The sequence below is a fragment of the Caballeronia sp. LjRoot31 genome, assembly GCF_964253885.1.
Taxonomy (GTDB): domain Bacteria; phylum Pseudomonadota; class Gammaproteobacteria; order Burkholderiales; family Burkholderiaceae; genus Caballeronia.
In genome coordinates this window covers 1,543,525-1,569,624 of the sequence record NZ_CAXURX020000002.1, presented here as the reverse complement: position 1 = coordinate 1,569,624, position 26,100 = coordinate 1,543,525, and the positions used below count along the sequence as shown (strand labels likewise).

Below are 26,100 nucleotides of genomic sequence, written 5' to 3'. Positions count from 1 at the left end.
CGTCGTAGCACAAATCCGTGTCCTCGAAATGATGATCTTCAATATCGATCGTGATCTTGGAAACTGGTCTTACTTCGCAAAAATTGCGCACTTACGATCCTTCGCAATCCTGCTGATAGGACCTGGTTTTCAAGTTGGTTTATTTATTTCACGACATCTTTGGGGTGGGGCGATGAAGAAACAAATCCTGGGAATTGCCGCATGCATGTCCGTGTACGGCGTTGCACACGCTCAAAGTTCGGTGACTCTCTATGGGCTCCTCGACAATGGCTTCGTGTTCAATTCGAATTCAAAAGGTAGCCGCCAGTATGAGTTGGGGTCCGGCAATCTGCAGGGCGATCGTTGGGGCTTGATCGGCTCGGAAGACCTGGGCGGCGGGTTGAAGGCCATCTTTCGCCTGGAAGGCGGCTTCAACGTGGATAACGGCACGCTGGGCCAGGGCGGTGCGGAGTTCGGCCGCAAGGCTTACGTGGGTTTGAAGGGTTCCATGGGCACGGTGACGCTTGGCCGCCAGTACGACCTGCTCGGCGACTATGTCGGCAGCTTCGAGTCGGGCAACGCCGAAAAGCTGGTGACACTTAAAGAGTGGGGCAGCATATACGGCGCGCATCCGGGCGACATGGACAACCTCGACAACACCAACCGGATCAATAACTCGGTCAAGTACGCCAGTCCCAGCTATAACGGCCTGACCTTCGGCGGCTTCTACAGCTTCGGCGGCAAGGCGGGCGAATTCACGCAGGACCAGATATATGCGTTGGGTGCGGGCTACGACAACGGCCCGCTGGCTCTCGGCGTGTCATACGAAAACGCGCGCGACCCGAACTTCTCGGTCTTTGGTTCGAATCCCAACGCGAACTCGCCGACGTCGACCTCAGCGACCAATATGTCCAGCCCGGTGTACAGCGGGTTTGCGTCGGCACATACATGGCAGGTCGTCTCGGCGGGCGCTGCGTACAAGATCGGCAATGCGACCATTGGGGGCGTGTACAGCAATGTCCAGTTCAAGGACATCGGCGCAGAGGCAGGCGCCGGGCTCAACCCGCAGAAACTGACGGGCACCGCGACCTTCAACCTCGGGGAAATCAACCTGGCCTATCTGGTGACGCCGGCCTTGCAGTTGGGCGCCGCCTACACCTATACGCGCGGCAGCTCGATCGACAGCATTTCCGGGGCCGCCTACAGCCAGGTCAATCTCGCGGCGAACTATGCGCTCTCCGTGCGTACGGACCTGTATCTGGTCGGCATCTACCAGCACGCCAGCGGCAAGGATTCGACCGGAAAAACGGCAGTCGCGGCAATCGCCAACCTGAGCAATTCGTCGAGCGACGTGCAGACGGCGTTGATCGTCGGTATCCGTCACAAGTTCTGATCGTGCGGTAAATGTGCGCGAAATGTGCGCGATGGGCCGCACACGAGCCGGCCATGCGGCGGATTCCAGGTCTGGACCGGTTCGCGACATGATCGGCTCGATCATTGAGCAAGCTCGCCCTCGCGGTGCGACGGGCGGTGCATTTCCAGTGTAAAGTTGGGCACCGTCGACTTGAGTTTTGCCCATGTCCGAACCCACGCCCTATCAAGCCTGTCAGGAGACCGCTCGTCTCGTGCTTCGTATGGATGCAGCCATTTCGGCATTCAGGGCCGGGCAGAGGTCGGGGGTGCAAGCACTCGATGCGGAGAGCCAGATTGTCGCCCGTGTCTCGCCTTCTAGCGGCGGCATGCCAGCAAGTGGGACGCGTCCGGCAGAGCGTCGTGTGCCCCGCCGGCCGAACAAGGTGGAGCTCGCCATCCTCACCGCGCTTGCCGACACATACGGCGCGGAAATGCTGACCAATTCCTCCCTTGGCTATGTTTTGCGCCTCTTTGCGAGGTACGGCGGCGTCGCGCTCGTGCAGCGCCTGCTGTTCGGCGAGTCGGCATCCGATCAGCAACTTTCGATGATGCTCACAGCGGCCCGCGTCGCGCTTGCCCAAATCTCGACGATCTTCCCGGATGTGTTCTTCGAGGATGCCAACGCTGTGATTGTGGGGTTTCGACCGCGGCCGCCGACAGGATTTTCCGCGTAGGGCGGAAGTAAATGAGCGAGCGCATGGGTGTATGGCGACACGGTTGTACATCCCACACGTTTGCGCCATTGGCGAGCTGAATCACACAAACAGTGAAGCCGTGCAGCCAGCGCTAAAATAACAGCCTTAGAAATGCCTGGCCTCTCCAACGCTGAACCCTATGATTCGGTCGTTCATATTGCAGGACGGCCAAGGCGTGTCTCATTCTCACTGCGGTCATTCTCACGGCGGTCCAAATCAATCTCACTGACGGCGTTCTCGGCGCTAGCCTTCATGCGCTCAATATGCCCGAAATACTCGGGGTCGTTGTTGCGCTCTTGCTTGGCGGCATGGTCAAAGGGATCGTCAGTATCGGCGTGCCGCTTGTCGCAATGCCAATATTGAGTCAATTCTTGCCGATCAAGCAGGCAGTACTTCTTCTGTCGATGCCGATCATTCTCGGCAATATCCCGCAAGCGCTGGAAGGCGGCGAGATGCTACCAACGGTTCGCCGAATTGCGGCGCCGCTCATTGGCACGGTGCTGGGAAATATCGTTGGCGTGACGGTCCTGATCTCACTCGCACCGCATCGCGCGCAAGCCGCCGCCGGTAGTCTGCTGATGCTTGCCGCGCTGTTGCTGCTCGCGGCGCCGAAGCTCACGCTTTCGCCTGGGTTGGCCAGGCCCGCTGGTTTTGTGTTTGGGTTTGGCGCGGCCGTGATGGAAAGTATCGCGTCCGTGCCCGGCCCTTTGCTTGCGATGTATCTGATCGCGACAGGGGCAACCGGCAAGGCATTTACGAAACAGATCGCGATCATTCTCGTTGTGTCGATCCTTACCCTGATCCTCACGTTTAGCGGAGGCGCTCATACGAGCTTGACCGACATCGCTATTTCGACTGCGGCAAGTGTTCCTGTCATTATCGGCATCATGCTTGTGCGCCCGCTTCGAGACAAACTGCCGCCTGGCGCATTCCGGATGTTGGTGCTGCTTTTTGTACTTGCCGCTGCGTTTCAAATGATCTGGAAATCAGGCATTTTGTAAGGTCCAGGTCCGGAGACTGTCTACCCTGCGAAGCCAATGTCTCAGTGCCGGCCATTGCAGTCGTTCTGCCTGCCTGGAGATCGATCTGCCAAGCGCCGTCGGCGCGTTGGTCGCTCCGGATGATTCCTTGTATCGGTCGAGATGGTATTTTGACTTCTACAAATTTCTACTATCCTAACCTCAAGCTGGAAGCAAACGCGCGGTCGCACGATAGTAAGGCGTCTGGAGGCAAGCCACGGGGGAGTCTCGTGCGAAGACACGTGACGGCCTATACCGCTTGATTTAATCGTCGACACCATGAACGGACAGTCCGCGAGCCTGGCCCATGACGCCCGCGTTCCGTTGACTTGCCGAATCGCATGCCCGCCATAGCGCTCCGCATGAACGGTACATTGTCTTCATCGATATTGATAGCCGGCTCGCAGCCTCCGATATGCCCACGCAGCCGGTCACTTGCGGGACGCCCTTGGTGGCATTTCGCCAATACTTATCATCGGAAAAACCAATGTTCCCTTATTCACGATCAATCCATAGAATCCAACGATGTATCTGGGATTTCGTTATGCCGATCATGCTCAGGTTCGGTTTGCATTGGAGTGGGTCATGTACGCATTCCGTCGCTAGTTTCTTCGGCTGAAGCGCACCGCGACGCCTCGCTGAATATTGGTTCTCTCAAAGGAACCTCGCAACGTGAATAACCTGCGCCGCGAGTTCGCCCCAATCTCCCGTGCCGCCTGGTCGCAGATCGAAGAGGAAGTGGCGCGCACCTTCAGGCCCGCAGGCGGCAGCGTAAGCCTTACGCCGTGATGCGGCGTAACCCCGAAGCAAGACAGCCTCCAGGTCTCCTGGGCTGTTCATGGAGTCTCATATGACCACGCGACGCGAAGTTCCGGGAATCCGGCCGTATGACGGACCCGCCGGAGGCTGGGGAGCGCTCCGGGCGACGGCTCAAGCCGTACGGCTGCAAATGGAAAGCATAAAGGCGCCCATTACGCTGCTGCGAACCAATCAGCCTGACGGCTTCGATTGCCCGGGGTGCGCCTGGCCTGACAAGGAACACAAATCCACGTTCCAGTTCTGCGAAAACGGCGCCAAGGCCGTCACATGGGAAGCGACGACCAAGCGGGTGGGTCCGGAGTTTTTTGAAAACAACACGGTGTCGTCGCTGCTACAACGATCCGATTTCGAACTGGAGGATCTCGGCCGACTGACGCATCCTCTCGTCTACGACCGCACCACCGACAAGTTCCGGGCGGTCGCCTGGGACGACGCGTTCGCTCGCATCGGTGAAGTCCTTCGCGGGTTGTCCTCTCCCGACGAGGCCGAGTTCTATACGTCAGGCAGGGCGTCGAACGAGGCAGCCTACCTCTTTCAGTTGTTCGCGCGCGAATATGGGACGAACAATTTCCCCGACTGCTCGAACATGTGTCACGAGCCGACCAGCGTCGGATTGCCCCGGTCGATCGGGATCGGCAAAGGCACGGTATCGCTGGATGACTTCGACGCGACCGAACTGATCCTCTCGATCGGCCACAATCCCGGGACGAATCACCCGCGGATGATGGGAACACTCCACGAATGCTCGCGGCGCAACGTCCCGATCATCGTGTTCAATCCTCTGCGCGAGCGCGCGCTTGAGCGCTTCGCTGATCCACAGAGCATGATCGAAATGGCGACCTTCGGATCGACCCGGATTGCGTCGACCTATTTTCAGGTCGACGCCGGAGGAGATGCGGCCGCCCTCAAGGGCATCATGAAAGCGCTCCTGGCGATGGACGCAGAACAGGGCAACACCGTCCTCGACCACGAGTTTATCGCCACGCATACGCAAGGTTTCGAAGCGTTAGCTGCCGATCTGGAAGTGACGTCATGGGAGGATATTGAAAAGGCAAGCGGACTCAGCCGTGAAGATCTGGAGCAGGTTGCCATTGCCTATGCAAAATCGAATGCGACAATTGTCACCTACGGAATGGGCGTAACCCAGCATAACAAAGGGACCGCGACCGTCCGTCTGATTGCTGATCTGTTGTTATTGCGCGGCAACATCGGAAAACCCGGCGCAGGCATTTGTCCTTTGCGCGGACATTCCAACGTGCAGGGCAATCGCACGGTCGGTATCACGGAAAAACCGTCCGCCACCTTCCTCAAGCAGATTGAAGAGGTATTCGGGTTCGAGCCGCCCGCAGCGCACGGGCACGACGCCGTCCAGGCGATGCAGGCGATGATCGCCGGCACGGCCAAGGCCCTGATTTGCCTGGGCGGAAACTTCGCTGTCGCGTTACCCGATTCCGGGCAGTCCTTTCCCGCCATGGGCAAGCTCGATCTGAGCGTCCACCTCGGTACCAAGCTCAATCGTTCGCATCTGCTAGTGGCCAAAGAAACCTACGTGCTGCCTGTTCTGGGCCGCACGGAACTGGATATCCAGGCGAGCGGCCAGCAATCCATTACGGTCGAGGATTCCATGTCGATGGTCCACGCCTCTTCGGGCAAGCTGACGCCTGCGTCCGAACACTTGCGTTCCGAACCGGCGATCGTCGCCGGCATTGCCACGGCCACGTTGCCGGACAGCAAGGTGGCATGGAAGGAATTGATCGCCGACTACGACAAGGTTCGGGACCTGATCGAACAAACCGTGCCAGGATTCGAGGCCTTCAATGAACGGATCAGAACGCCAGGGGGATTCCGTATGCCACTTCCTCCGACCGAACGCGTGTGGCCCACGCCGTCAGGAAAAGCGATGTTCTCAGTGTACGGCGGAGTGCAGGAAGACGCCGACGTCCTCGGCGCTGAAAACGTGCTCCGTCTCATCACGCTGCGCAGCCATGACCAGTACAACACCACCATCTACGCTTTGGACGATCGTTACCGGGGCGTGTTCGGCCGGCGTGACGTGTTGTTCATGAACGAAGACGATCTTGCCGAGCAAGGACTCGAACACGGTGATCTGGTCGACATCGAAACGATTACGTCGTCGGGCAGACAGCTTCGCCTGGAGAACATTACCGCGATCGCCTACAACATCGCGAAGGGCTCGGTCGGCGCGTACTACCCGGAAGCCAACGTGCTGGTGCCGCTCGACTACCTTGACAAAGAGAGTGGCACGCCTTCGTACAAGTCTGTGCCGGTGCATGTTTTGCGCTCAGCAGAAACGTGACTTTAGGCGCAGGATGCCGGGTGAATGTTGTCTTTGGACGTTGCCTTTGAACGTTGCCTTTGCCAGAGGCATCCAGCGGTAATGTCGCGCCCGGCATTGACGCACATCATTGACGCACATACTTGCGATTCCCGTTCAATCCATTTTCAGCAGACGTTAAGTGATCGCGTTGGGTGAACCGCGTAGTGAGCCTGCCGCCACAGGGCGCCCGTTTTTGCGCAAATTCCGTTATCACCTGGAGCCGTTGATCAATCATGGAAATCTTCGATGCATTCCACCTTGCCAGGTTGCAGTTTGCGTTCACGGTCTCGTTTCATATTATTTTCCCCGCCATCAGCATCGGGTTGGCCAGTTTCCTGGCCGTGCTGGAATGGCGCTGGTTGCTGACCGGCGACACAGCCTACAAGGACATGTTTCTGTTCTGGTCGAAGATCTTCGCGGTCGGCTTCGGAATGGGGGTGGTCTCCGGTGTGGTGATGGCCTATGAGTTCGGCACCAACTGGAGCGGATTCTCCACGATAGCCGGCAACATCACCGGGCCGCTGCTGACCTATGAAGTGCTGACGGCGTTCTTTCTTGAGGCCGGGTTTCTCGGCGTCATGCTGTTTGGCTGGCAACGCGTCAGTCCCCGCGCGCACTTCTTCGCCACGCTGATGGTTGCGGTGGGCACGCTCATTTCCACTTTCTGGATTCTCGCGTCGAACAGCTTCATGCAGACGCCGCAAGGATTCGCCATCGAGAATGGTCGTATCGTACCGGTCGACTGGATGAAAGTTATTTTCAACCCGTCGTTTCCGTATCGACTCGCGCATATGACGATCGCCGCATTCATCGTCGCGGCCTTCATTGTCGCCGCTTGCGGTGCGTGGCATCTGTTGCATGGCCGGCGCGACAAACCCGTCGAGCGTAGTTTTTCGATGGCGCTGTGGATCCTGCTTTTGCTGACGCCCATACAGATTTTTGTCGGCGATGCACACGGACTCAACACGCGAAAATACCAGCCGGCCAAGATCGCGGCAATCGAAGGCCTGTGGGAAACCGAGCACGGCGGCACCGCACTCAATCTGGTCGGCCTGCCCGACATGAACGCGGAAGTGACGCGATACACGATCCAGATACCCCATCTGGGCAGCCTGATCCTGACCCACAGTTGGGATGGCGAGATTCGCGGCCTGAAAGAGTTTCCGCCGGGGGATCGCCCGTACTCGCCGATCGTGTTCTGGACGTTTCGCATCATGGCGGGTCTCGGCATGTTGATGCTATTGACTGCGCTGCTCGGGCTGCTGCTCAGAGTGCGCGGCCGTCTCTATGAAACGCGGTGGTATCAGCGTTTCGTGCTGTGCATGGGGCCTTCTGGAATCGTGGCGCTATTGGCCGGGTGGATAACGACGGAGGTCGGCCGCCAGCCCTGGACGGTCTACGGCGTTCTGCGTACCGCGGACTCCCTCTCGCCAATCAGTGCCCAGCAAGCAGGCGTTTCATTGCTGATCTTCGTGCTGGTGTATTTCCTCGTGTTCGGCATGGGCGTCTACTACATGTTGAAGATGATGAAACGCGGGCCGGAGGAGCATATTGACGGCCGCAAGGCCGGCAAGCATCCGATATTGCTCAATCGAGCGCTCGAAGCACTCGAAGGAGAGTAACGCCATGCAAATCGATCTTCCTGTCGTGTGGGCCGCGATCATCGGACTGGGCGTTTTCATCTATGTGATGCTCGACGGATTCGATCTCGGCATCGGCCTGCTGTTTCCGTTCTTCGAGGAGAAAGGCGATCGTCAAGTAATGCTTAATACCATCGCACCGGTCTGGGACGGTAACGAGACGTTCCTCGTGCTCGGCGGCGCCGGGCTTTACGGGGCGTTCCCGGTGGTCTATTCGACGCTCCTGCCGGCGAACTATCTCCCGCTCATCCTGATGGTCGTGGGCCTGATCTTCCGCGGCGCGGCCTTCGAGTTGCGTACCAAGGCCGTCAGGACCCAGCACGCGTGGGATCTCGCTTTCATGGGTGGTTCCGCGCTCGCGGCGCTCTGCCAGGGGATCGTGCTGGGCTCGCTGCTGCAAGGCATCAAGATTGTCGATAGCCGTTTCGCCGGCGGTCCGTTCGACTGGCTCTCGCCGTTCAGCCTGTTCTGCGGAATCGGCGTGCTCTTCACCTATGCGACGCTCGGCTGCGGTTGGCTCATCCTGAAGACGGACGGTGAACTGCAGCGCAAAATGCGGCAGGTCATGAGGCCGCTCGTGAGCGTGCTGCTCGGAGCGATTGTCATCGTGAGTCTCTGGACGGTGATCGGATTGCCTGCGGTTGCGCTTCGCTGGTTTGGAAGCGGCAATCTCGGCTGGTTCCTGCCGGTGCCAATCCTTGTCATAGCTTGTGTATGGGGCATCTTCCGCTCGCTTCGGTTGCAGCACGAAGCGACCCCGTTCATTCTCACCCTCGCGCTCTGTTTTCTCGGCTTCAGCGGCTTGCTCATCAGCATCTGGCCGAACATCGTTCCGCCATCCCTGACAATCTGGCAGGCGTCGTCGAGCCACTCGAGCCAGCTATTTACGCTGGTCGGCACTGTGATCGTGCTGCCGGTCATCCTTGTCTACAACGTCATGCAGTACCGCGTATTCCGGGGCAAGGTGAGGGAAGGGGACGCAGGTTATCACTGATGGTGACGGCGCAGTCAGCACACTACAAGAGCACATCATGATCGTGAGGCCAGGGGAAAATTGGTTCCGGTTGCTATTTGTCTGGAACGGTTCCGTATTGCAGTCGATCATTCCACAACTGGTGTTCATGGGGGCTGTCAGCAGCCTCGCCGTGCTGACGCAAGGCCGAATTTTCGGCGAGAAAATTCCGCTCAATACAGCACCCTTCACGCTATTCGGTCTTGCTCTCGCCATCTTCCTTGCGTTCCGGAATAACGCGAGCTACGAGCGCTTCAACGAGGCGCGGCATCTGTGGGGCAACCTGTTGATCTCCACGCGCGCGCTGACGTCGCAGATGCTGTGTTACGTCCCGTGCGGCGCTGACAAGCTTCAGATGGCCCATACGCTGATTGCGTGCGTCTATGCGTTGAAACATCAACTGCGCGGGACCGACCCGACTCCGGATCTCCTTCGCTTTGTCGGCCGCACGCGAACCCGGGCATTGCAGCACACTTGCTACAAGCCGATTGCGCTTCTCAATGACATCCGTCGCGACTTCGCCGATCTGCAGGATCAAGCATTGGCAACGGACACGAAGCTCTGGATGTTCGACGCGCAGATCAATGAATTGGGACGCGCGATTGGAAGCTGCGAACGGATTGCATCCACGCCTATTCCGTTTGCCTACAGTGTGTTGCTTCACCGCACCGTCTATGCCTATTGCGTGTTGCTGCCGTTCGGTCTCGTCGATTCGACGGAGTTCTTTACGCCGCTTCTCTGCGTTTTCATTTCTTATACGCTTATTGCGCTCGAAGCGATTGCCAGTGAAGTTGCCGAGCCGTTCACCGTCGCGCCTAATGCGCTGGCACTGGACGCAATGACTCGCACCATCGAACGATCGATTCTCGAGCTGTGTGGATGTGAAATTCCCGATGAGGTCGTACCGGTGCGCCCGTATCAACTGACGTGAGGTTTCTCCCTGGATGTATCCGGCGAGATTCGCCACAAAGCCGCCACAAAGCCGCCGCAGCGCTTACGGCGACAGGAACACACGAATGAAACTCACCATCAGGTAGTTCGCCAGCGTTCGCGAACAATTCGGCGTCTCGCAGGAGATTGTGGACATCGATGCTTCGAGGCACCGCGCGTAGACCGGCCGCTCCGTACAGCCGTCAACCATGAGATGGTCAACGAGACGTTTGTCGTGCGCGAGGACAGCGAAATCGCGTTCTTTGCGCCCGTCACGGGAGGCTGAGGTTGACCTGAAGCACGCGTGTTCATACGGGTTCACACGTCCGCACGCTCGCACCGCTCAGGCAGCGGCGAGCGTGCCGCTAGCGGGCGCACATCGTCACGAGCTTGCCGACGGTAATCACCGCCTGCTCGATTTCGCTCGACCAGGGGCTGCTGTAATTGAGGCGGATGAAATTCCGATAGGTCGTCTCCGAGACCGAGAACATGTATCCCGGTCCGATGGTGATGCCTTGCTCGAGCGCAAGCTTATAGAGCCGCATGGCGTCGACTTTAGGCGGCAATTCGACCCACAGCACGTATCCGCCCGCGGGGTTGGACATGCGCGTACCCTCGGGAAAGAAACGCGAAACGATCGCCTTCATGAGATTGGCCTGCAGCGCATACGCCTTGCGTACCCTTCGCAAGTGGTGCTCGAAACCATCGCGTTCGAGGAATTCCGCAATCGCCAACTGCGGAATCGACGGAGAGGTCAACGTGTTCAGGAACTTGAGTTTCTCGACCTGATCGCGATAACGCCCCGGCAACGCCCAGCCAATCCGGTAGGCTGACGTCAGGCTCTTTGAGAACGAAGCGCAGTGAAGTACCAGCCCCTTCGTGTCGAAGGACTTCAGCGTGCTCGGGTGTGTGCCGTCATAGTGCAGCTCATTGTAGACACCGTTCTCGATGACCGGAATGTCCCGCTTCGTCAAGAACTGGACCAGTTCGCGCTTGCGTTCGTCGGGCATCTTGAAGCCCAGCGGATTCTGGAAGTTCGGCATGACCATGCAGGCAGTGACAGTCTGCGACTCCACGATAGCCGCGAGCGCGTCAATATCGATGCCGTGCTCCGGATGAGTCGATACCTCGATGGCCCTCATGCCCATCCGTTCGATCGCATGGAGCATCGCGTAGAACGTTGGTGACTCGACGGCGATCACGTCGCCGGGCTTCGCGACTGCCTGAAGGCAGAGATTGATGGCCTCGGTCGCGCCGACCGTGATGATGATCTCGTTCGGATCAACCGCCATGCCGTTCTCCAGGTAGCGGCGCGCGATCTGGCGCACGAGCTTCGCATTGCCGGGCGGCAGCGCGTCCGTCACGCCCCACAGCGCCTTACCCCGGCCCGCGTCGTAGGCGTAGCGGTTGAGTTTTTCGAATGGAAACAGGCAGGGGTCGGGATAGGGCGAACCAAGCGGCACCGCATCGTCGACACCGATCGAGCGCAGCGTCGAGAGCACCAGGCGGCTGACGTCAACCGGCGACGAAATCGGGATCGGTTTCGACGGCCGGAGCTCGAGCGTCTTCCGCTCGCCCTCGTCGTTGCGGAAGTTAACGAAGTAGCCGGATTGGGGCCGGCTCGTCACCAGGCCACGGCTTTCGAGCAGCAAATACGCGTGGATCGCTGTCGTGACGCTGATTCGATGCTGCTGGCTGGTCTGCCTGACCGACGGGAGGCGTTCGCCATGACGGTATACGCCTTGCCGGATCGACCTCTCGATGTCGTCTGCAAGCTTCTCATAGAGATTCATCGGACGATTCCCGTGGCGCTTCGCTTGGGTAAGTGTCGCTTAGGTAAGTGTCGCTTGGGCCAGTGTACCGGCCGCCCGCCCGGTGCCGGGACCGTAGCAGAACTGTACTGACGCGAGCCGACCCGATCTGTGCACTCTGGGACCGATGCTCCGGTCTTACTCTTTCCTCCATGGAATGCGCAGTGCCAAGTCCCAATGCAGGGATGTGGCGATGCGCAATCATTGGAGCCAAAGCATGCAAGAGGCAAGACCGAAGGGAAGCGCAAGCGTGTACCAGCAGCCGCGTTCGGCGCTCGAATCAGGCGCGTTCGGCGCAAAGGCAGGTTGGGCGCGATGAATCTGCTAGAAGCCATGCGCATTTACGTCAGGGTGGTTGAGCGCGGCAGTATCTCCGGTGCAGCGAGAGACCTCAATATGGGGCAGCCTGCCGCGAGCGAACGCATTGAGCGACTCGAGAAGTACCTCGGCTGCCGGTTGTTGCTCCGTAGTGCACGCGCTTTCAATTGCACACCCGACGGCCTCACCTTCTACGAGCGTAGCAAGGGGATCCTGCACGCCGTGGAACAGGCGCTTGCCGAAGTGTCGAACGACGAGCAGGTCCTCAGGGGCACGATTCGTATCGCGGCGCCCCACTGCTTCGGCGAGACGGTCGTGCCGCAGGCGTTGACGCTTGTGCGCGCAGCCTATCCTCAACTGAATCTGGAACTGGTCCTGAACGACAGGATCGTCGATCTCGTGACGGAGGGTGTAGACGTTTCCTTTCGTCTTGGGCCGCTCGGAGAAGGAGCGTTCATCGCCCGTCAGCTCGGTCAGGTTGGACGTATCCTGGTTGCTGCGCCGGGCTGTCTGAGCCAGCACGGTCCCATCTCCGAGCCGTCTGACCTGGTAAAGCACCCGTTCATTCGGGTCCAGGGCATGTTCGGCACGGACCAGTTGCCGCTCCGGCAAGTGGCAACCATCGTGGAGAGCGTGCCGATCCATACCGCGGTCAAGACCAGTCATTGGCGGCCCATGTATGAAATGATCCTCTCGGGTGCGGGCATCGGTGTCCTGGAGGAGCCTGCTTGCGTCGACGCGCTCGCAGACGGCCGGCTGGTGCGCATACTGCCGCAATTCGAGGTGCTGCCCTTCGATCTGAATGTGCTGATCCAGGCGCAACGTCCGGTGCCGCCACGGGTACGGATGATCGTGACGATGTTGAAAAAGTGCGCTTCGGAAATCCTGGAGAGAGTACACGTCGACTGTGGCGGAGTGACAAGCCGCTTTGATGAAGTACTTCCCGACGATGATGTTTCCGTACTGCTGAAGCCATCGTTGCGGGCCTGAACCCGTAACGATGGTCGTGGCGCCGGGAGCGTGTCAGGCTTTGTCTTCCCGGCCGTTGAGCCCGCGCTTGAGCAATTGGCCGGCCGCCTCGCGAGCGTCGAGGCCGAACGACGGCGCAACCGCCACTGCGATCGCGCCGGGTACGAGTCCGAACGCGAGCTGGGCAATCTCGTTTGCAATGCCCGTGGGGAAGAGCCAGGCCGTTACCAGGGCATCTGGCTGCTTTCCACTTATTCCGCTTGTGTTACTGACACCGACGCCTCGCTCGTCAGCATTAAAAATGTCAGTGTTTCGCATAGATAGAGGCGCACTACCGTGTCGGTATGGCTCGTGTAGCCTATTGACACGTCTTCGCCAAGATGCAACTCGAAGTCGCCGCCGCGCATGGACAGCACGCTGCCGCCTGCGAGCGCGGGCGCCCAGATGATTTCGCCGTTCACGATCCGCTTGATGTGCTCGATAACCGGATAACCCTGATCGCGTGCCTCCCCGAGCGCGGTGTATGCATCGGCGCCGAGCAGCACGGAGTAGGGGCCGTCGACGCCGGCAAGCCGCAGCTGTTCGAGCGCGTTGCTGATCGTATTGGGATACTCGCTGACGTCGGCCGGTAGCGCGAGCGCTGGATTTGACGAACCTTCGCGAATCCCGCCAATACCCGCAGCCTGATACCCGTCGAAGATCGCACGATCCTCTGCATAAGCGAGCTCCTTTGCTGCGTCCTTCGCGGGCTGCCAGTCCGCATCTTTTGCGCCGCGCACGACACTGTCGATCGCATCGCGCTGCAGCTCGAACGGCACGGTCAACTGAACGAGGGCCTTCACCTCGGACAGTTTCGCCACGACACCTTGCTGCGGCGCACTGATCGCGATCTGATGCCCCGTGCCAACGCCGGAGAGTTCCGTGCCGCCGGGACCCTTGACGTCGACTACACGACGGCCGGCGACGCTGCGCCTGAAAGTGCGGGCCACTTCTTCTTCGATCTGCGACCAGGCGGCACGGGAGATTGGGGCAAGCTCGCGATGCAGGTTATTCATGTTGGGAGATTCCCTTGAGAGAGCCAATATTCAGTGAGCCGTCATGGCGCGGCTCGGCGGAGGAAGACGTATCAGACGTATCGGGTTGCTGCTGTCCGGCAGCGGCAGCGGACTCTGGATCGCGTTCTGCCAGCGCCTCAAGCAGGGTAGCCGACGGAACGAAGAAGAGGCCACCCGTGACCGCGCGGCTATAGTCGAGCAGCCGGTCGTAGTTGCCCGGCGGCCGTCCGACAAACATGTTCTCGAGCATTTGCTCAATCGGCTCGGGCGAACGGGCATAACCGATGAAGTAGGTGCCGAACTCGCCGGCGCCGGGCCGGCCGAAGGGCATGTTGTCGCGAAGGATTTTCACTTCCTCGCCGTTCTCTACGATCGTGGTCAGCGAGCTGTGCGACGACGATGGTTTGACCGCGGCGTCGAGCTCGATATCGGATAATTTCGTGCGGCCGATAATGCGCTCCTGGGTCTCGACCGAAAGCGCGTTCCAGCCGGTCATGTCGTGCAGGTACTTCTGAACGAGGACATAACTGCCGCCCGTGAACTCCGGATCCTCGTCGCGAATCAGCGTGAAATCGACGGCCTCGCGGCCCGTCGGATTTTCGGTACCGTCGACGAAGCCCACCATGCTGCGCATATCGAAGTAGCGAAAACCGTGCACTTCATCCACGACCGAGACCGCGTCGCCGAGCCGTCCTACCAGCTGCGTGGCGAGCTCGAAGCAGAGATCCATCTGGTCTGCGCGGATGTGGAGCAGGATATCCCCGGGCGTACCCACGGCGCGGCGTTCGCCCTCGCCGAATTCGCGAAACGGGTGCAGCCCTGCGGGGCGCGGGGCGCCGAACAGCGTGTCCCAGGCGTCGGAGCCGAAGCCGCACACGCACGACAGGTTGCCGGAAGGGACACGCTTGCCGACCGAGCGCACGAGGGCGGCGATATCCGCGCACCACGCTCGCACTGTGTCTGCCGGGTCGTGGCCACCCGCGAATGTCGCGACGATGAAAATTGCACTACGGGTGACGGCATTACAAACGGTTTGTGGTTCTGGAATGTCTGCCGGAATGTCTGCTGGAATGTCTTTAGGCATCGGATTGAATATTGATAAGCCGTTACGGATTCCGGCAACAGCGGAACGAACCTCTTTCCGCCTCTGCGGTCCCGGCTTAACGCGGGCGCAAAGCTTTTATCCGAATAAATGAAGCCGGTGTGCTGCTGCGTTCACGGATGTTATACCGCGCAGTCACCTTATGGAAAGGGGCCGCCGCTAGAAACTCATCGAGCATATAGAAGCATGCATCCGGTTCGCGGGACAGGGCCGCTTTGGCAGTCAGTCGCCTCGACGACACGCTCGTGTCACGTTCGCGCCGGTCCACAACGTGTCAAACGACACCCTGCGAAAGGGTGAAAGGGTGCATTGCCAGAGCTCCGCCGATACTTTATATCGGGTTTGGCGGCTTTTTATTCTCGTGTCACATCGTTACCATCGGCTTACTCAGCGGGCTCCCTTGATTGGTCACCCTACGATTGGCGGGCTTTCTTTCGCGCGGCGGTGTACTCGGCGGCTCGTGGCATCCGGTAGACCCAAAAATTCTTCGAGCCTATTTATTGGAAGATGAAATGTTTTCAAGTAAATAATTCGCATGCCGAATTGATTTATGAAGGAAATCTGGTTCCCGAAAGAAGGATGATCCCCGACCGATTGCGTTCGCACATCGTTTAAGCTTGCTCTTGCCGCTACCAACACGCTGGTTCGTTTATTTCATGGCGCCCGGATCGTGGCGCTCAAAAGGTGCTCAAGCTAGTGATGCATTGCTGCCGCGACCATAAGATGGAACGGGAGCACGAGTAGCGCTGTCCCGGCGAATCCAAGCAACCACAATGCAACGAACCATAACAGGCCTTTGAAAAACGTTTTATCGGGCTCACTGCTTTTTGGCGACACGGCATCCCTCCTATAGGCTAGTGATACTGGCTCCGGCGTTGATTTTCTTCTTCTGATCATTCGTCGACAAGCCGCGCGTGTCACCGGAGAAGCGTTTGGCGAAATATCTTGCCGCCATGATCGAGGACGACGTTCTCGACCTCAACCGGTGACGGTTCCCTGCGACAAAGAGTTCGTCTTTCGCCATGGGAGAGGGCGGTATCTCATGGTAGCTCAGTATCTTTCGGTATTCACCGGCATAGGCGGACGACGAACGCACGAGGATTGTCAACGAGTGCATGTCTGAGTCAACTGCCCTGCGAAGGGTGCTCGAGTGATCGACTTTGTCATTGCTCTTATTGTAGCCACAGGTCTTGGAACCGTCTCAGTTCAGCCATCTACCGACATGGGTCCACGCTTGCCAGCGGACATGGCAAGTATCATGCTGGCGTGATGGACCCAGTGACTTGTTCAAGCCAGTGCTCGAATTCCTTTGGTGGCAGAGCCGGTGAGAATAGATAGCCTTGAGCAATGCCATATCCTTGGTCCGCCAGAATCCGGGACTGCTCCTCTGTTTCGACGCCTTCGGCTATCAAGGTCAGGTTAAGGCTTTGGCCGATTCCCATGATTGCGGCACTCAATGCGCTGGCTGCCTTGTCGTGCGCCAGGTCCGCGACAAAACTGCGGTCCAGCTTGAGTTCGCTGACGGGGAGACGGCGTAGGTAGCTGAGGCTGGAGTAGCCCGTGCCGAAATCATCCACGGACAACCGTACTCCCAAGGCAGTCACTTCCTTGATGGTTTTGAGCACGCCGGAGTTGGCCTCAAGCAGCACGCCCTCGGTCACTTCCAAAGTGAGTTTCTCAGCGGGGAGAGCGTGATCCTCGAGGGTTCGTGCAATTGTTTGTGGTAAATCCAGGTCGCGAAAACTGGTCGGGGAGAGGTTGATCGATACCGATGGTACCGTCAGCCCCCGAGATTGCCACTCGCCCAACTGTCGGCAAGCTTCATGCAAGACCCAGCGCCCCAGTTCCGCGGTCAGGCCGCATTCCTCCGCAAGCGGTATAAATTGAGAAGGTGGGATCATGCCCAGTTCGGGGTGAAACCATCGGGCAAGCGCCTCTACGCCGTAGAGGTGCCGATCTTCGAGACTGACTTGCGGTTGATAATGCAAGCACAGGCTTCCGGTCCGAATAGCGTCGCGCAGTGCCGCTTCAAGTGAAATTTTCTTCTGGGCAAGCAGACTCATTTGACCATTGAAAAAACCGTACTGACCTCTCCCGGCAGTCTTTGCCTGGTACATCGCCATTTCGGCACACTGCAGAAGGGTTTCCATATTGCGGCCATCGGCCGGGAAGACGGCAATTCCGATCGTGGCAGACGGCACCAGGCGTGTCTCGGCCAGCCTGCACGGTTGCGATAGCGTTTCCTGCAATTGCGTTACCGCTGCCAGGAGTACCCCGTCACTACACCTGGGTAGCACGGCCACGAATTCATCGCCCGAGAGCCTGCTGATGAGATCTGAAGCCGGAAACTGCGTTCTGATTCGATTCGCCATTTCCCGCAGGAGTTCGTCTCCTACCGCGCGTCCCATCGAATCATTGATCTGCTTGAAGCGATCCAGGTCAATGAAGAGGACCGCTAACTGCTCGGATTTTCCGATCGACTTGGTAATTTCGTGGTTGGATCTTTCTAACAACATCCGACGATTAGGCAGGCCGGTCAGGCTGTCGTAAAAGGCCAGTTGCTGAATGCGCTGTCGCGCGCGCTCCCGCTCGAACGCCACCATGCACAGATGAACGCAAGCCGTAATGACTTGCTGCTGGAAGGAATCGGGCTCTACTGCCTTCCGATAGTAGAAAGCGAAGGTGCCCATGACCTGTCGATCGCTCGACAGGATGGGCGTTGACCAGCAGGCCGTGTAGCCCATTGGCAACACCATATGCCGCCACTCGTCCCATAGCGGATCGGTTGCAATGTCGGGGGTCCAGACCGGTTCTCCCCGGTACGCAGCGGTCCCGCAAGATCCCGCTTCAGGTCCTATTTTGCAGTTCTCGAATAGCTGCCAATATTCAGGCGGGAGACTGGGGCTGGCCAACGGCTGCAGATGGCCTTGATCATCGAGCATCTGAATTGATGCTGTTACGTCCGGCAGAATGCGCTCGATTTCGAGGCACACCATGTTGAGCACCTCCTGCAATGGCTCTTCGCGAGCCATTGCCTCCAGGGCGCGCTGTTGTAATACTTCGTACATCTTGACGTGAGTGATGTCGGTAAGAACTGAAATGGTCTTGCTCAGGTTCCCGTCCAGATCCAGGATCGGATTTACCACGACATTTACCCAGGATCGCTGGCCGTTCTTGCCCGTCAGGATCTCCTCGCGGCGTACCGTGGTTCCCGCCATCAGTTCTGCCCGGAATGGCTGGATAAACGCTTCGGAAAGGCGTGATCCCAGCAGAGCAGCCGGTGTACGGCCGGCGATTTCATCCGGGCCCCAGCCGAACATCCTGATGAACCCGGCATTGACGTAGTGGATGCTCCCGTCGTTGTCGACGATGACGACGCCTGAGTCAGTCGTATCGGCGACCAGGGCGAGTTGCCGCGCATGCTCGTTCTGGCTAAGCCATTGCTGCTGGCGTTCAGTTATGTCGAGTGCGACCTTGACGATGCGATGCACGCGCTGCTGTGAATCGAATAGGGGCGTAAATGTCGCGCCGAGCCAGCATGGGCTGCCGTCACGCCGCCGACGCTCGCAAATGGCGCCGATCAGCGGGTGACCGTTCACCAGAGATTGCCAGAATTCGGTGTATGCGTTCGAAGCGGCGTATGACGGGTCACAGAACGAGCGGTGAGTACGCCCGAGTATTGCGTCATCTTCGTATCCAAGGAGCGTCCGATAATTGCCGTTCGCTGCCACCAGGATACCGTCGGGAGAAAACTCGGCCACCGCCAGTGTGCGCGACAGGGCTTCCGTCAATTCCGGCATATTCGATGGTTGTGCTGACATCACTTTGCCCCTCGTTTTGAGTCCATGATCGCTATTGCTTCGTTCACAGATATGCCGGATTAACGCCAATATTATTGGCGATTAAATTGGGGCGCTAGTTGCTTCACATTTCTTGCGATTTGCCTGCATGGCCGGCAGGACGCCTGGACCGGTTCGTACTGGGCATGAAGATTCATGAACTTTAGTTCAGCATATCGGCAGCAGAAACAAATTTAAATTTTTTAACCGCTGAAGAGCGGGCTTAATAGCAGCCATGAAGGAGACCGGTCAGTCTGTGACTCAGCCTGAGAGGGCCAAGACGAGTTCTCGCAATCGCACGATTGTCGAACGCTCGTTACCGGGAGTCGTCGGAGCGGCGTTCATCGCAGTCCATGCGAACGGCGGCGCTCAGGCAGGTACGACTGCCTCTTCACGACCCACTTTGCGTCCTCGACCCTGCACCACCGCAATCAAGGTACAACGGTCACAGGAACGAGCCAGCAGTGCGTTGCGCGCCGTAGCGTGGTGATCGCGGATGCCGACGCGCTTGCGCCGCCGTTGCGCGATATCTAGGTGGACCGGATACAAGTCGCCTTGAGCAACGCTTCGAGCCAATCGGCGAACACGTGAAAGCGCCGGGACAGATGCTGCCGATGAGGATAAAGCAGCGTCATCGGCATGGACGCCGCCCGATATAAAGGCAAGACCTCGACAAGTTCACCCGCGCGCAGATGCGCTTGCACGTCATAGGCGGGAATCTGAATCAGGCCGATGCCCGAGAGACAGCACGCGATGTACGCCTCCACGTTATTCACGCCCACCCGTTTCTTGAGCGGCATCGTTTGCCGCGCGCCGTTTTCCATCCATTCCCACGGAGCAACCCGTGCGTTGGACGGCGACGTATAGCCGACCATCCAGTGATCATCAAGGTCGCCGGGGCTCTGCGGCACGCCATGGCGTGCGAGATATGCCGGGCTGGCCACGTTGATGAGAGGCAAATCCCCCACCGCCCGCGCAAACAACTCCGAGTCGCTTAGCGCACCCACGCGTAACGCGCAGTCGACACGCTCCTCGACAAGATCGACGGCCCGATCCGTCACGCCGATCTCGATATCTATCTGGGGATAGCGGTCCAGAAAATCGGGCAACGCGGGCGCGACGATCAAGCGACCGATGCGACCGGGCATGTCGACCCGTAGTTTGCCGCCAGGCGTACTGCTTGCAAGGCGAAAAAGGTTCTCGGTGTCCTCCATATCCGCGATCAGAGGCAAGCAGCGTTCGTAGAGTGCAGAGCCGTCATGCGTGGTCGAGACCTTCCGTGTCGTCCGGTGTAGCAAGCGCGTGCCGAGTCGGCCCTCGAGTTCCTGGACCGCGGCTGACACCGAGGAGCGCGGCATGCCTAAGGTATCCGCGGCGCGCGTGAAGTTGGCGCACTCGACAACCCGCGCGAAGATTCGAAAGAGATCGATACGGTCCATGCTCGGAAAAGCCCAGGCGCTCATGCGCAATGATGCGCAACCGTCGCTCGTGAATTAGTCGGGAATTCTGTCTAGTGCTGTCAGGATAAGGTGCTTTATACGATTTTTCTGCACTGTACCATTAGCTGAAGACGCGGCTGCAATTCGCAACCGCGAGAACGGAGAAATGTCATGGCAGACCACAGCATTGCGGGCAAAACTGTTCTGATTGCGGGTGGGGCAAAGAATCTTGGCGGGTTGGTCGCGCGCGATCTGGCCAGGCACGGCGCAAGAGCGGTAGCAATTCACTACAACAGCGCAAACTCCAAGTCCGACGCGGACAACACGATCGCCGCGATCAAGGCAGCCGGCGCGGAAGGCGTCGCGTTCCAAGCGGATCTCACGCAGGCGAAGGCGATGGAGCAGTTGTTTTCTGAGGTCGTTGCCGCCGTGGGACGGCCGGATATCGCGATCAACACGGTGGGCAAGGTTCTGAAGAAGCCGTTCACGGAAATCAGCGAAGCCGAATACGATGCGATGAGTGCCGTAAATTCTAAAGCCGCGTTCTTTTTCCTGCGCGAGGCTGGCAAGCACGTCAACGACAACGGTAAGGTCGTGACGCTCGTAACCTCGCTGCTTGGCGCGTTCACGCCCTTCTATGCAGCGTACGCGGGCACCAAGGCGCCCGTCGAGCACTTCACTCGCGCAGCGGCAAAGGAGTTCGGCGAACGCGGCATATCGGTGACGGCCGTTGGGCCGGGTCCCATGGACACGCCTTTCTTTTATCCCGCGGAAGGTGCCGATGCCGTGGCGTATCACAGGACGGCCGCGGCGCTGTCGAAATTCTCTAAAACGGGTCTCACCGATATCGAAGACGTGGTGCCCTTCATTCGTCATCTGGTGAGCGATGGATGGTGGATCACTGGGCAGACCATCTTGGTCAACGGCGGCTATACGACGAAATGAACGCGCGGTAATTCCACCAGTGCGCGAGCCGGGCGCTGTCCCACGCCTCAAGCCGCTCAACTGTCTTTTTGTTTGCGGGCGTCCGCTCTGCACTAGTCCCGATAGTCATAAGTCGAGCGTTGCGAATGCGTCCGGATGTCCGCTGCAACTGGAGAATACGCCATTCAATTACGGTCATCGATGGCCCGGCGAATGACCGAGAGCCGCGGTTCCCAACGTTCGCCAAAAGCGCGCGCCTGGTCAAGCCGCGCATGTCGGTGAAGGGCAGCTTTCCGGCATCAGTGCCCGCAGGTAGCCGTCGGCCACTTTCCGCTGCTCATCCCCTAGTGATTGAACGTCCGCTCCTCCACGGTGACGAGTCGTTCGCTCGTTTCCTTAAACGACTGGAAGGACTAAGAGAGCCCCTTAGCGATGTATCAGCACGCCTCAACGAGAAGGGCGATCGTTCGCATGCTTTTTCTTTGTCGGTCGTTTGCGGCGTTCTTTGTGAAAGCACAACTCTCGGGGCCGGGTTGCCCCCCAAATCTGAAAACTCATTTGCGCCAACGGGTCTACCGAAGCGGCGGCTCCAGCCGTAAATTTCGGTCACTGCTTCGCGGCTTAAACAACACAGCGAAGCGAATCCAGTCACTTCACAGGAGCAGACCATGCTTGATCATACCGATGCGGCCACCCTGGCGGACGACACGAGCGTCACCGCCGATGCGCAATACTTTGAATACACGAAGGCAGCGAATCCGATTGGCGCGAAACTGATTTCGCGCGTCCCATTCAAAACATTTCCGGCTGAACTCTATTCGGACGGGCCGACGCGCGTCGTGCCTTTGGACCTCTCTGGCGAACTTGGTTGCCCGGCGCCCGCGACGGGCCCCGGACTTATCGCGAACTTTGTGCGAGTCCTCGCAGGGGACTGTCTTCGTCTTGACCCATTGGCCACCTCGCAAATCTTCTATGTTATTCGTGGGTCGGGTGCGGCTGTACAAGGCGAGCACAAGATTCCATTCACGAAAGGCGCCTTTTTTTCCTTGCCCGGTGGTCTCGAATCCGCCATTACCGCCAGCGAAGACGTGGCGATGTACTACGTGAGCGACGCACCGTTGATGACCTATTTGGGCGTTGACTCCGTTTCTCCGCGATTTGAACCGACTTTGTATCCCGCTGATCGCGCCGAGGCCGAGCTTCAAAAAATTGCGAATGAAGCTAATGCGGGCCTTCGCAGCCGGATATCCGTGCTGCTGGCCAATGTGCACTTTCCCCAAACCCGCACCGTGACGCACGTTCTTTGGGCCATGTTCGGTCTGCTGCCAGGGAATTCGATTCAAAAGCCACACCGCCATCAGTCAATTGCGCTCGATTTCATTATCGACTGCCCTAAAGGATGCTACTCGCTCGTCGGCACGGAGTTGGACGCCGAGGGCAACATCGCCGATGCCACGCGCGTTGACTGGGCTCCGGGCCTGGCCTTCGTTACGCCGCCCGGGTATTGGCACGCACACATCAACGAGTCCGGAGAGGACGCAAGACTGATTCCTATCCAGGATGCCGGCCTGCAAACCTATCTCCGTGCTCTTGACATCCGCTTCGCGAAGTAACGCGGCTCACAGCTGCATTGGCCCCTCGGTACTGGGGGGCATGAAGGCCCGTCCGCGCGCCCAAGCCGCGGCGGGCGGCAGTGCGCTGGCTTGCTGACCATTCCTGGTCATTCATCGCCATACAGCGACGAGCAACGCAATGAGCGATCGGGGGGTGCCCGCAGCGAGCTTTAGTCCTGGTAAGGGATACGGATATCATTGGGTCGCATGCCCTCATCGGCAAGAACGTTTTGCCGCAGTGAAGGCGTCGCTCGTCCCCGTTTCCTTACCTTGGATTTCTTCAATGGATTATTTTGCAGCGGTTCGGACATTCGTGCGTGCGGCCGAGTTGGGCAGTCTTACCCGTGCTGCCCAGGAACTATCCATCAAGACATCAACCGCTTCACGACACCTTGGCGAACTTGAGGCGGATCTCCGAATTGCGCTGTTCAACAGATCGACCAGAGGTTTGTCTCTAACCGAAGGGGGCAAGGTCTTCTATGCGAAAATTTCAGAGGTGTTGACGCAATTGAAAGATGCGAGAGAGGCGACTTCGTCCCTCAATCTCAGCCCTTCTGGCGTATTGCGCGTGACAATGCCATTGTCTTTCGGTCGAAAGCATGTGATGCCTCACCTTGGCGAATTCATGGAGCGGTTTAGAGATATCGACGTGGATGCAATCCTCACCGACGATGTACTCAACCTCATCGAGTCGCAGATCGATCTCGGCATTCGGATAGGTGAACTGGAAGACTCGTCACTGATGGGTCGCCGCCTTGCCGCGCAGAGGCACGTGGCGTGTGCGGCGCCTGCATACATTAAAGCAAACGGAATGCCGACTGCTCCTGCTGCATTAAAGGCGCACACATGCCTACTGTTCTCGCGATCCGCGAGTCATTCCTGGTATGCCAGGGAGCGGGGCGGTCCGCCTGCGGATTGGCAAAAGACCTTGGTCACTGGACGCCTCACCCTCAACGATATTGATGCGCTGATGTCGGCAACAGAGAGTGGCCTTGGCGTCGCTGTCTTGCCCACATGGCTCGCGTATGAACCACTCGATGAGGGTCGTCTCACGAACGTGTGCCCGGCTTGGGACGTTCAACCCACGCCGCAAGAAGCCTCCATATGGGCCGTCTATCCCAGGAAGAAGACCGTTTCGTCGAAAGTCCGGTCGTTCATAGATTTCTTTGCCGAGAAGTTCGGCGAGCTGCCGTACTGGGATGCGCAGGGCGCCGTCTCTTCCGGGATTCCACGGACGTGAGTCGGGCGAACGCCTCGTGTATTCACGTCTCGAAGAAGGTGATTATCTCTGTTGATTCGGCACTTGTCCGTTGCTTGAGCGACCGTTGCATGCTCGGAGGCCGTCGTTAAAACGGACTTGGGCGATGGCTCTTCGGGGGCGGAGGACATTCGTTGAAGCGAGAACCGGACGTTCGCGGACGATGCGTGGTGAATGGCAGTTCAGCGGCGCATGGCGGCCACCCCAAAGGCAATGAGTGACTGCCGGCTTAGGCCGAACTTGAGTCAGTAAGGGTGTTGGGTCATTCACCGCACGATCATCAACATGAGTTTCCATGTCCGCTCTCGCGCAGTCAGCGCGCGTTCGCGCGATGCTCGCAGGCGTTGCCCCCTCAAGCATATGTGCCTTATTTTGCGCGGCCATGAGCGCCGGCAGCAGACCCACCGCGCACACTCCAACAGCACATTGACCGCGACAACGCGAGCCGCTCGCCAAGCTGCTGCGTTGCACAAAAGTTGACTCTCGACACCCTACGGACTTACCCGAATGCAAATTAGTATCAGTTTTCGGTTTCAATTTCAGTGGTGAAATATCGGCGACAGGGCTAACTTGCACACATGGCGTGGCGCAATGCGGTTTATGCGAACGCTCCAAAAAAAAGTGGGTCAGGAGGAGGACAGATGGACACCATTCCGAGTGCCACGGAGTGCCGATGCGGAACATGCGGCTATTGCCGCGCGGCGCGCACGGACGCCCGGCGCGCCAACATTGTCCAGCCGGACCTGGAACTGGTCGCCGTCCCGCGCGATGAGTCGTTCAAGGTCTGGTCGCACGGTTATCCGTATCGCACGGTGCGCTGGCACTTCCATCCCGAATACGAAATTCAGGTCATTACATCGACGACGGGTAAATACTTCGTAGGCGATTACATCGGCAATTTCGCCCCCGGCAATCTTGTGATGACAGGGACGAATCTGCCGCATAACTGGGTCAGCAATGTGTCGCCGGGCGAGCGTGTGGATGAACGCTGTCTTATCCTCCAATTCGATGCCGAGGTCGTCGCTAACGCCATTAAGGTCTTCCCGGAACTCAAGTGCGTGGAGTCCTTACTCGATGCATCGCGTTGGGGCGTGCTGTTCACACCGAAAACGGGTGCAGCCGCCGAACCGATCATGCGCGAGATGCTGGGCGCGCAAGGCATGCGGCGCGTCACGTTGTTTCTTGAGTTGCTCGACTTGCTCGTGCACAGCGCAGAACAAGTCAAGCTCGCGAGCGCCGCTTATCGTGCGGACCCGGCTCGCTATGCCGAGACGCGCATCAATCATGTGCTTTCTTATATTGGCAAGAACCTGTCGCAGGAGTTGCGCGAAACGGAGTTGGCCGAACTCGCGGGACAAAGCGCCAGCGCCTTTTCGCGATATTTCCGCCGCCATACCGGCGTGCCCTTTGTGCAATACGTGAACCGGCTGCGCATTAACCTCGCATGCCAATTGCTGATGTCGGGCGAACTGACTATCACCGATATCTGCTATCAGGTCGGCTTTAATAATCTCTCTAATTTTAATCGCCAGTTCCTGTTGCTCAAGGACATGTCGCCGTCGCGATGGAGGGCATATCAACAGCTCAACGCTGCCAGCGCGACTGAATCGCCTGACGCTGAGCACGCCCTGGAAGCGTTCGGCTAGCGCGTGTTTTCGCCGGTGATCGCTGAAAGCGGCGCCAACGCGGCATCGCGCGACGCAAGCTCGTCTTTGTAGTTTGCCAAGGATTCAACAGGTTCTTCCATGACGTAGCCAACGTTTTTTGCGCGGACTGAACGAATGTATTGTGTAGTACAAAGTATATTTATTGCCACGCAACGAGTGCCCTGTATCCGCGCTAAGGAAGTTGAAGCGCACGCGCACGCTCTGCACTTAGAAGCCTCACCCGAAGCCCAAGCACGGCAGCATCTGCGCCGGAATTTTTT

At 58.6% G+C, this 26,100-nt stretch carries 17 protein-coding genes and 2 pseudogenes; 14 read left to right on the top strand and 5 right to left on the bottom strand.

The window, feature by feature from the left end; all coding sequences use genetic code 11:
* Positions 1-172: 172 nt before the first annotated feature.
* The 9 genes and pseudogenes from ACSQ8V_RS25380 to ACSQ8V_RS25340 all read left to right on the top strand — a co-directional run bounded on the left by ACSQ8V_RS25380 (position 173) and on the right by ACSQ8V_RS25340 (position 10,131).
* Entirely contained in the window at positions 173-1,372 is a 1,200-nt protein-coding gene (locus ACSQ8V_RS25380; protein ID WP_436207532.1) for a porin, read from the top strand.
* 184 nt (positions 1,373-1,556) lie between these two features.
* Positions 1,557-2,066, top strand: coding sequence for a hypothetical protein (locus ACSQ8V_RS25375; RefSeq protein ID WP_213765402.1), 510 nt, complete (start codon positions 1,557-1,559; stop codon positions 2,064-2,066).
* A 284-nt stretch (positions 2,067-2,350) separates the two neighbouring features.
* On the top strand, positions 2,351-3,088 hold the full coding sequence (locus tag ACSQ8V_RS25370; RefSeq protein ID WP_213765401.1) for a TSUP family transporter: 738 nt from the start codon (positions 2,351-2,353) through the stop codon (positions 3,086-3,088).
* A gap of 690 nt (positions 3,089-3,778) precedes the next feature.
* Positions 3,779-3,862, top strand: a pseudogene (locus ACSQ8V_RS25365) (encapsulin); the annotation flags it as partial.
* A 94-nt stretch (positions 3,863-3,956) separates the two neighbouring features.
* Entirely contained in the window at positions 3,957-6,242 is a 2,286-nt protein-coding gene (locus tag ACSQ8V_RS25360; RefSeq protein WP_436207531.1) for an FdhF/YdeP family oxidoreductase, read from the top strand.
* A 254-nt stretch (positions 6,243-6,496) separates the two neighbouring features.
* Positions 6,497-7,885: a cytochrome ubiquinol oxidase subunit I gene (locus ACSQ8V_RS25355; RefSeq protein ID WP_436207530.1), complete on the top strand. Its 1,389-nt coding sequence runs from the start codon at positions 6,497-6,499 to the stop codon at positions 7,883-7,885.
* 4 nt (positions 7,886-7,889) lie between these two features.
* Complete coding sequence (gene cydB / locus ACSQ8V_RS25350) at positions 7,890-8,897, top strand: cytochrome d ubiquinol oxidase subunit II (RefSeq protein WP_213765398.1); 1,008 nt, start codon at positions 7,890-7,892, stop codon at positions 8,895-8,897.
* Between the two features lie 37 nt (positions 8,898-8,934).
* Positions 8,935-9,846: a bestrophin family protein gene (locus ACSQ8V_RS25345; protein WP_213765397.1), complete on the top strand. Its 912-nt coding sequence runs from the start codon at positions 8,935-8,937 to the stop codon at positions 9,844-9,846.
* An 85-nt stretch (positions 9,847-9,931) separates the two neighbouring features.
* Positions 9,932-10,131: pseudogene (locus ACSQ8V_RS25340) on the top strand (MoaD/ThiS family protein).
* Between the two features lie 79 nt (positions 10,132-10,210).
* Here ACSQ8V_RS25340 and ACSQ8V_RS25335 read toward each other — a convergent pair.
* Entirely contained in the window at positions 10,211-11,638 is a 1,428-nt protein-coding gene (locus ACSQ8V_RS25335) for a PLP-dependent aminotransferase family protein (RefSeq protein ID WP_436184417.1), read from the bottom strand.
* A 333-nt stretch (positions 11,639-11,971) separates the two neighbouring features.
* On the opposite strand from ACSQ8V_RS25335, the gene ACSQ8V_RS25330 reads away from it, so the two are divergent.
* On the top strand, positions 11,972-12,964 hold the full coding sequence (locus tag ACSQ8V_RS25330) for a LysR family transcriptional regulator (protein ID WP_436207529.1): 993 nt from the start codon (positions 11,972-11,974) through the stop codon (positions 12,962-12,964).
* A 230-nt stretch (positions 12,965-13,194) separates the two neighbouring features.
* Here ACSQ8V_RS25330 and ACSQ8V_RS25325 read toward each other — a convergent pair whose 3' ends face one another.
* The 4 genes from ACSQ8V_RS25325 to ACSQ8V_RS25310 form a co-directional block, all read right to left on the bottom strand.
* Positions 13,195-13,998 carry a family 1 encapsulin nanocompartment shell protein gene (locus ACSQ8V_RS25325; RefSeq protein ID WP_436207528.1) on the bottom strand — a complete coding sequence of 268 codons (804 nt, stop codon included), beginning with the start codon at positions 13,996-13,998 and terminating at the stop codon, positions 13,195-13,197.
* Entirely contained in the window at positions 13,991-15,058 is a 1,068-nt protein-coding gene (locus ACSQ8V_RS25320) for a Dyp-type peroxidase (RefSeq protein WP_436208007.1), read from the bottom strand. The genes ACSQ8V_RS25325 and ACSQ8V_RS25320 overlap by 8 nt, the downstream gene beginning before the upstream one ends.
* A 1,298-nt stretch (positions 15,059-16,356) precedes the next feature.
* A complete protein-coding gene (locus tag ACSQ8V_RS25315; protein ID WP_436207527.1) occupies positions 16,357-18,921 on the bottom strand; it encodes a bifunctional diguanylate cyclase/phosphodiesterase in 2,565 nt (854 codons plus the stop codon).
* Between the two features lie 548 nt (positions 18,922-19,469).
* Positions 19,470-20,378 (bottom strand): LysR family transcriptional regulator, encoded by a 909-nt coding sequence (locus ACSQ8V_RS25310; RefSeq protein ID WP_436208006.1) that lies wholly within the window; start codon positions 20,376-20,378, stop codon positions 19,470-19,472.
* A 171-nt stretch (positions 20,379-20,549) separates the two neighbouring features.
* Here ACSQ8V_RS25310 and ACSQ8V_RS25305 point away from each other — a divergent pair, with 171 nt between their 5' ends.
* The 4 genes from ACSQ8V_RS25305 to ACSQ8V_RS25290 all read left to right on the top strand — a co-directional run bounded on the left by ACSQ8V_RS25305 (position 20,550) and on the right by ACSQ8V_RS25290 (position 25,819).
* On the top strand, positions 20,550-21,323 hold the full coding sequence (locus ACSQ8V_RS25305) for an SDR family oxidoreductase (RefSeq protein WP_213765391.1): 774 nt from the start codon (positions 20,550-20,552) through the stop codon (positions 21,321-21,323).
* Positions 21,324-21,970: 647 nt separating this feature from the next.
* Entirely contained in the window at positions 21,971-22,915 is a 945-nt protein-coding gene (locus ACSQ8V_RS25300; protein WP_436207526.1) for a cupin, read from the top strand.
* Between the two features lie 283 nt (positions 22,916-23,198).
* Positions 23,199-24,155 (top strand): LysR family transcriptional regulator, encoded by a 957-nt coding sequence (locus ACSQ8V_RS25295; protein WP_436207525.1) that lies wholly within the window; start codon positions 23,199-23,201, stop codon positions 24,153-24,155.
* Positions 24,156-24,814: 659 nt separating this feature from the next.
* Positions 24,815-25,819 (top strand): helix-turn-helix domain-containing protein, encoded by a 1,005-nt coding sequence (locus ACSQ8V_RS25290; protein ID WP_436207524.1) that lies wholly within the window; start codon positions 24,815-24,817, stop codon positions 25,817-25,819.
* Positions 25,820-26,100 lie beyond the last annotated feature (281 nt).

Bases quoted from the DNA above. Each gene is read 5' to 3' on its own strand.
- ACSQ8V_RS25295 (WP_436207525.1), top strand. From the start codon at position 23,199: ATGGATTATTTTGCAGCGGTTCGGACATTCGTGCGTGCGGCCGAGTTG.
- ACSQ8V_RS25305 (WP_213765391.1), top strand. From the start codon at position 20,550: ATGGCAGACCACAGCATTGCGGGCAAAACTGTTCTGATTGCGGGTGGG.
- ACSQ8V_RS25360 (WP_436207531.1), top strand. From the start codon at position 3,957: ATGACCACGCGACGCGAAGTTCCGGGAATCCGGCCGTATGACGGACCC.
- ACSQ8V_RS25345 (WP_213765397.1), top strand. From the start codon at position 8,935: ATGATCGTGAGGCCAGGGGAAAATTGGTTCCGGTTGCTATTTGTCTGG.
- ACSQ8V_RS25300 (WP_436207526.1), top strand. From the start codon at position 21,971: ATGCTTGATCATACCGATGCGGCCACCCTGGCGGACGACACGAGCGTC.
- ACSQ8V_RS25325 (WP_436207528.1), bottom strand. From the start codon at position 13,998: ATGAATAACCTGCATCGCGAGCTTGCCCCAATCTCCCGTGCCGCCTGG.
- ACSQ8V_RS25355 (WP_436207530.1), top strand. From the start codon at position 6,497: ATGGAAATCTTCGATGCATTCCACCTTGCCAGGTTGCAGTTTGCGTTC.
- ACSQ8V_RS25310 (WP_436208006.1), bottom strand. From the start codon at position 20,378: ATGGACCGTATCGATCTCTTTCGAATCTTCGCGCGGGTTGTCGAGTGC.
- ACSQ8V_RS25330 (WP_436207529.1), top strand. From the start codon at position 11,972: ATGAATCTGCTAGAAGCCATGCGCATTTACGTCAGGGTGGTTGAGCGC.
- cydB (WP_213765398.1), top strand. From the start codon at position 7,890: ATGCAAATCGATCTTCCTGTCGTGTGGGCCGCGATCATCGGACTGGGC.
- ACSQ8V_RS25315 (WP_436207527.1), bottom strand. From the start codon at position 18,921: ATGTCAGCACAACCATCGAATATGCCGGAATTGACGGAAGCCCTGTCG.
- ACSQ8V_RS25335 (WP_436184417.1), bottom strand. From the start codon at position 11,638: ATGAATCTCTATGAGAAGCTTGCAGACGACATCGAGAGGTCGATCCGG.
- ACSQ8V_RS25380 (WP_436207532.1), top strand. From the start codon at position 173: ATGAAGAAACAAATCCTGGGAATTGCCGCATGCATGTCCGTGTACGGC.
- ACSQ8V_RS25290 (WP_436207524.1), top strand. From the start codon at position 24,815: ATGGACACCATTCCGAGTGCCACGGAGTGCCGATGCGGAACATGCGGC.
- ACSQ8V_RS25375 (WP_213765402.1), top strand. From the start codon at position 1,557: ATGTCCGAACCCACGCCCTATCAAGCCTGTCAGGAGACCGCTCGTCTC.
- ACSQ8V_RS25370 (WP_213765401.1), top strand. From the start codon at position 2,351: ATGCCCGAAATACTCGGGGTCGTTGTTGCGCTCTTGCTTGGCGGCATG.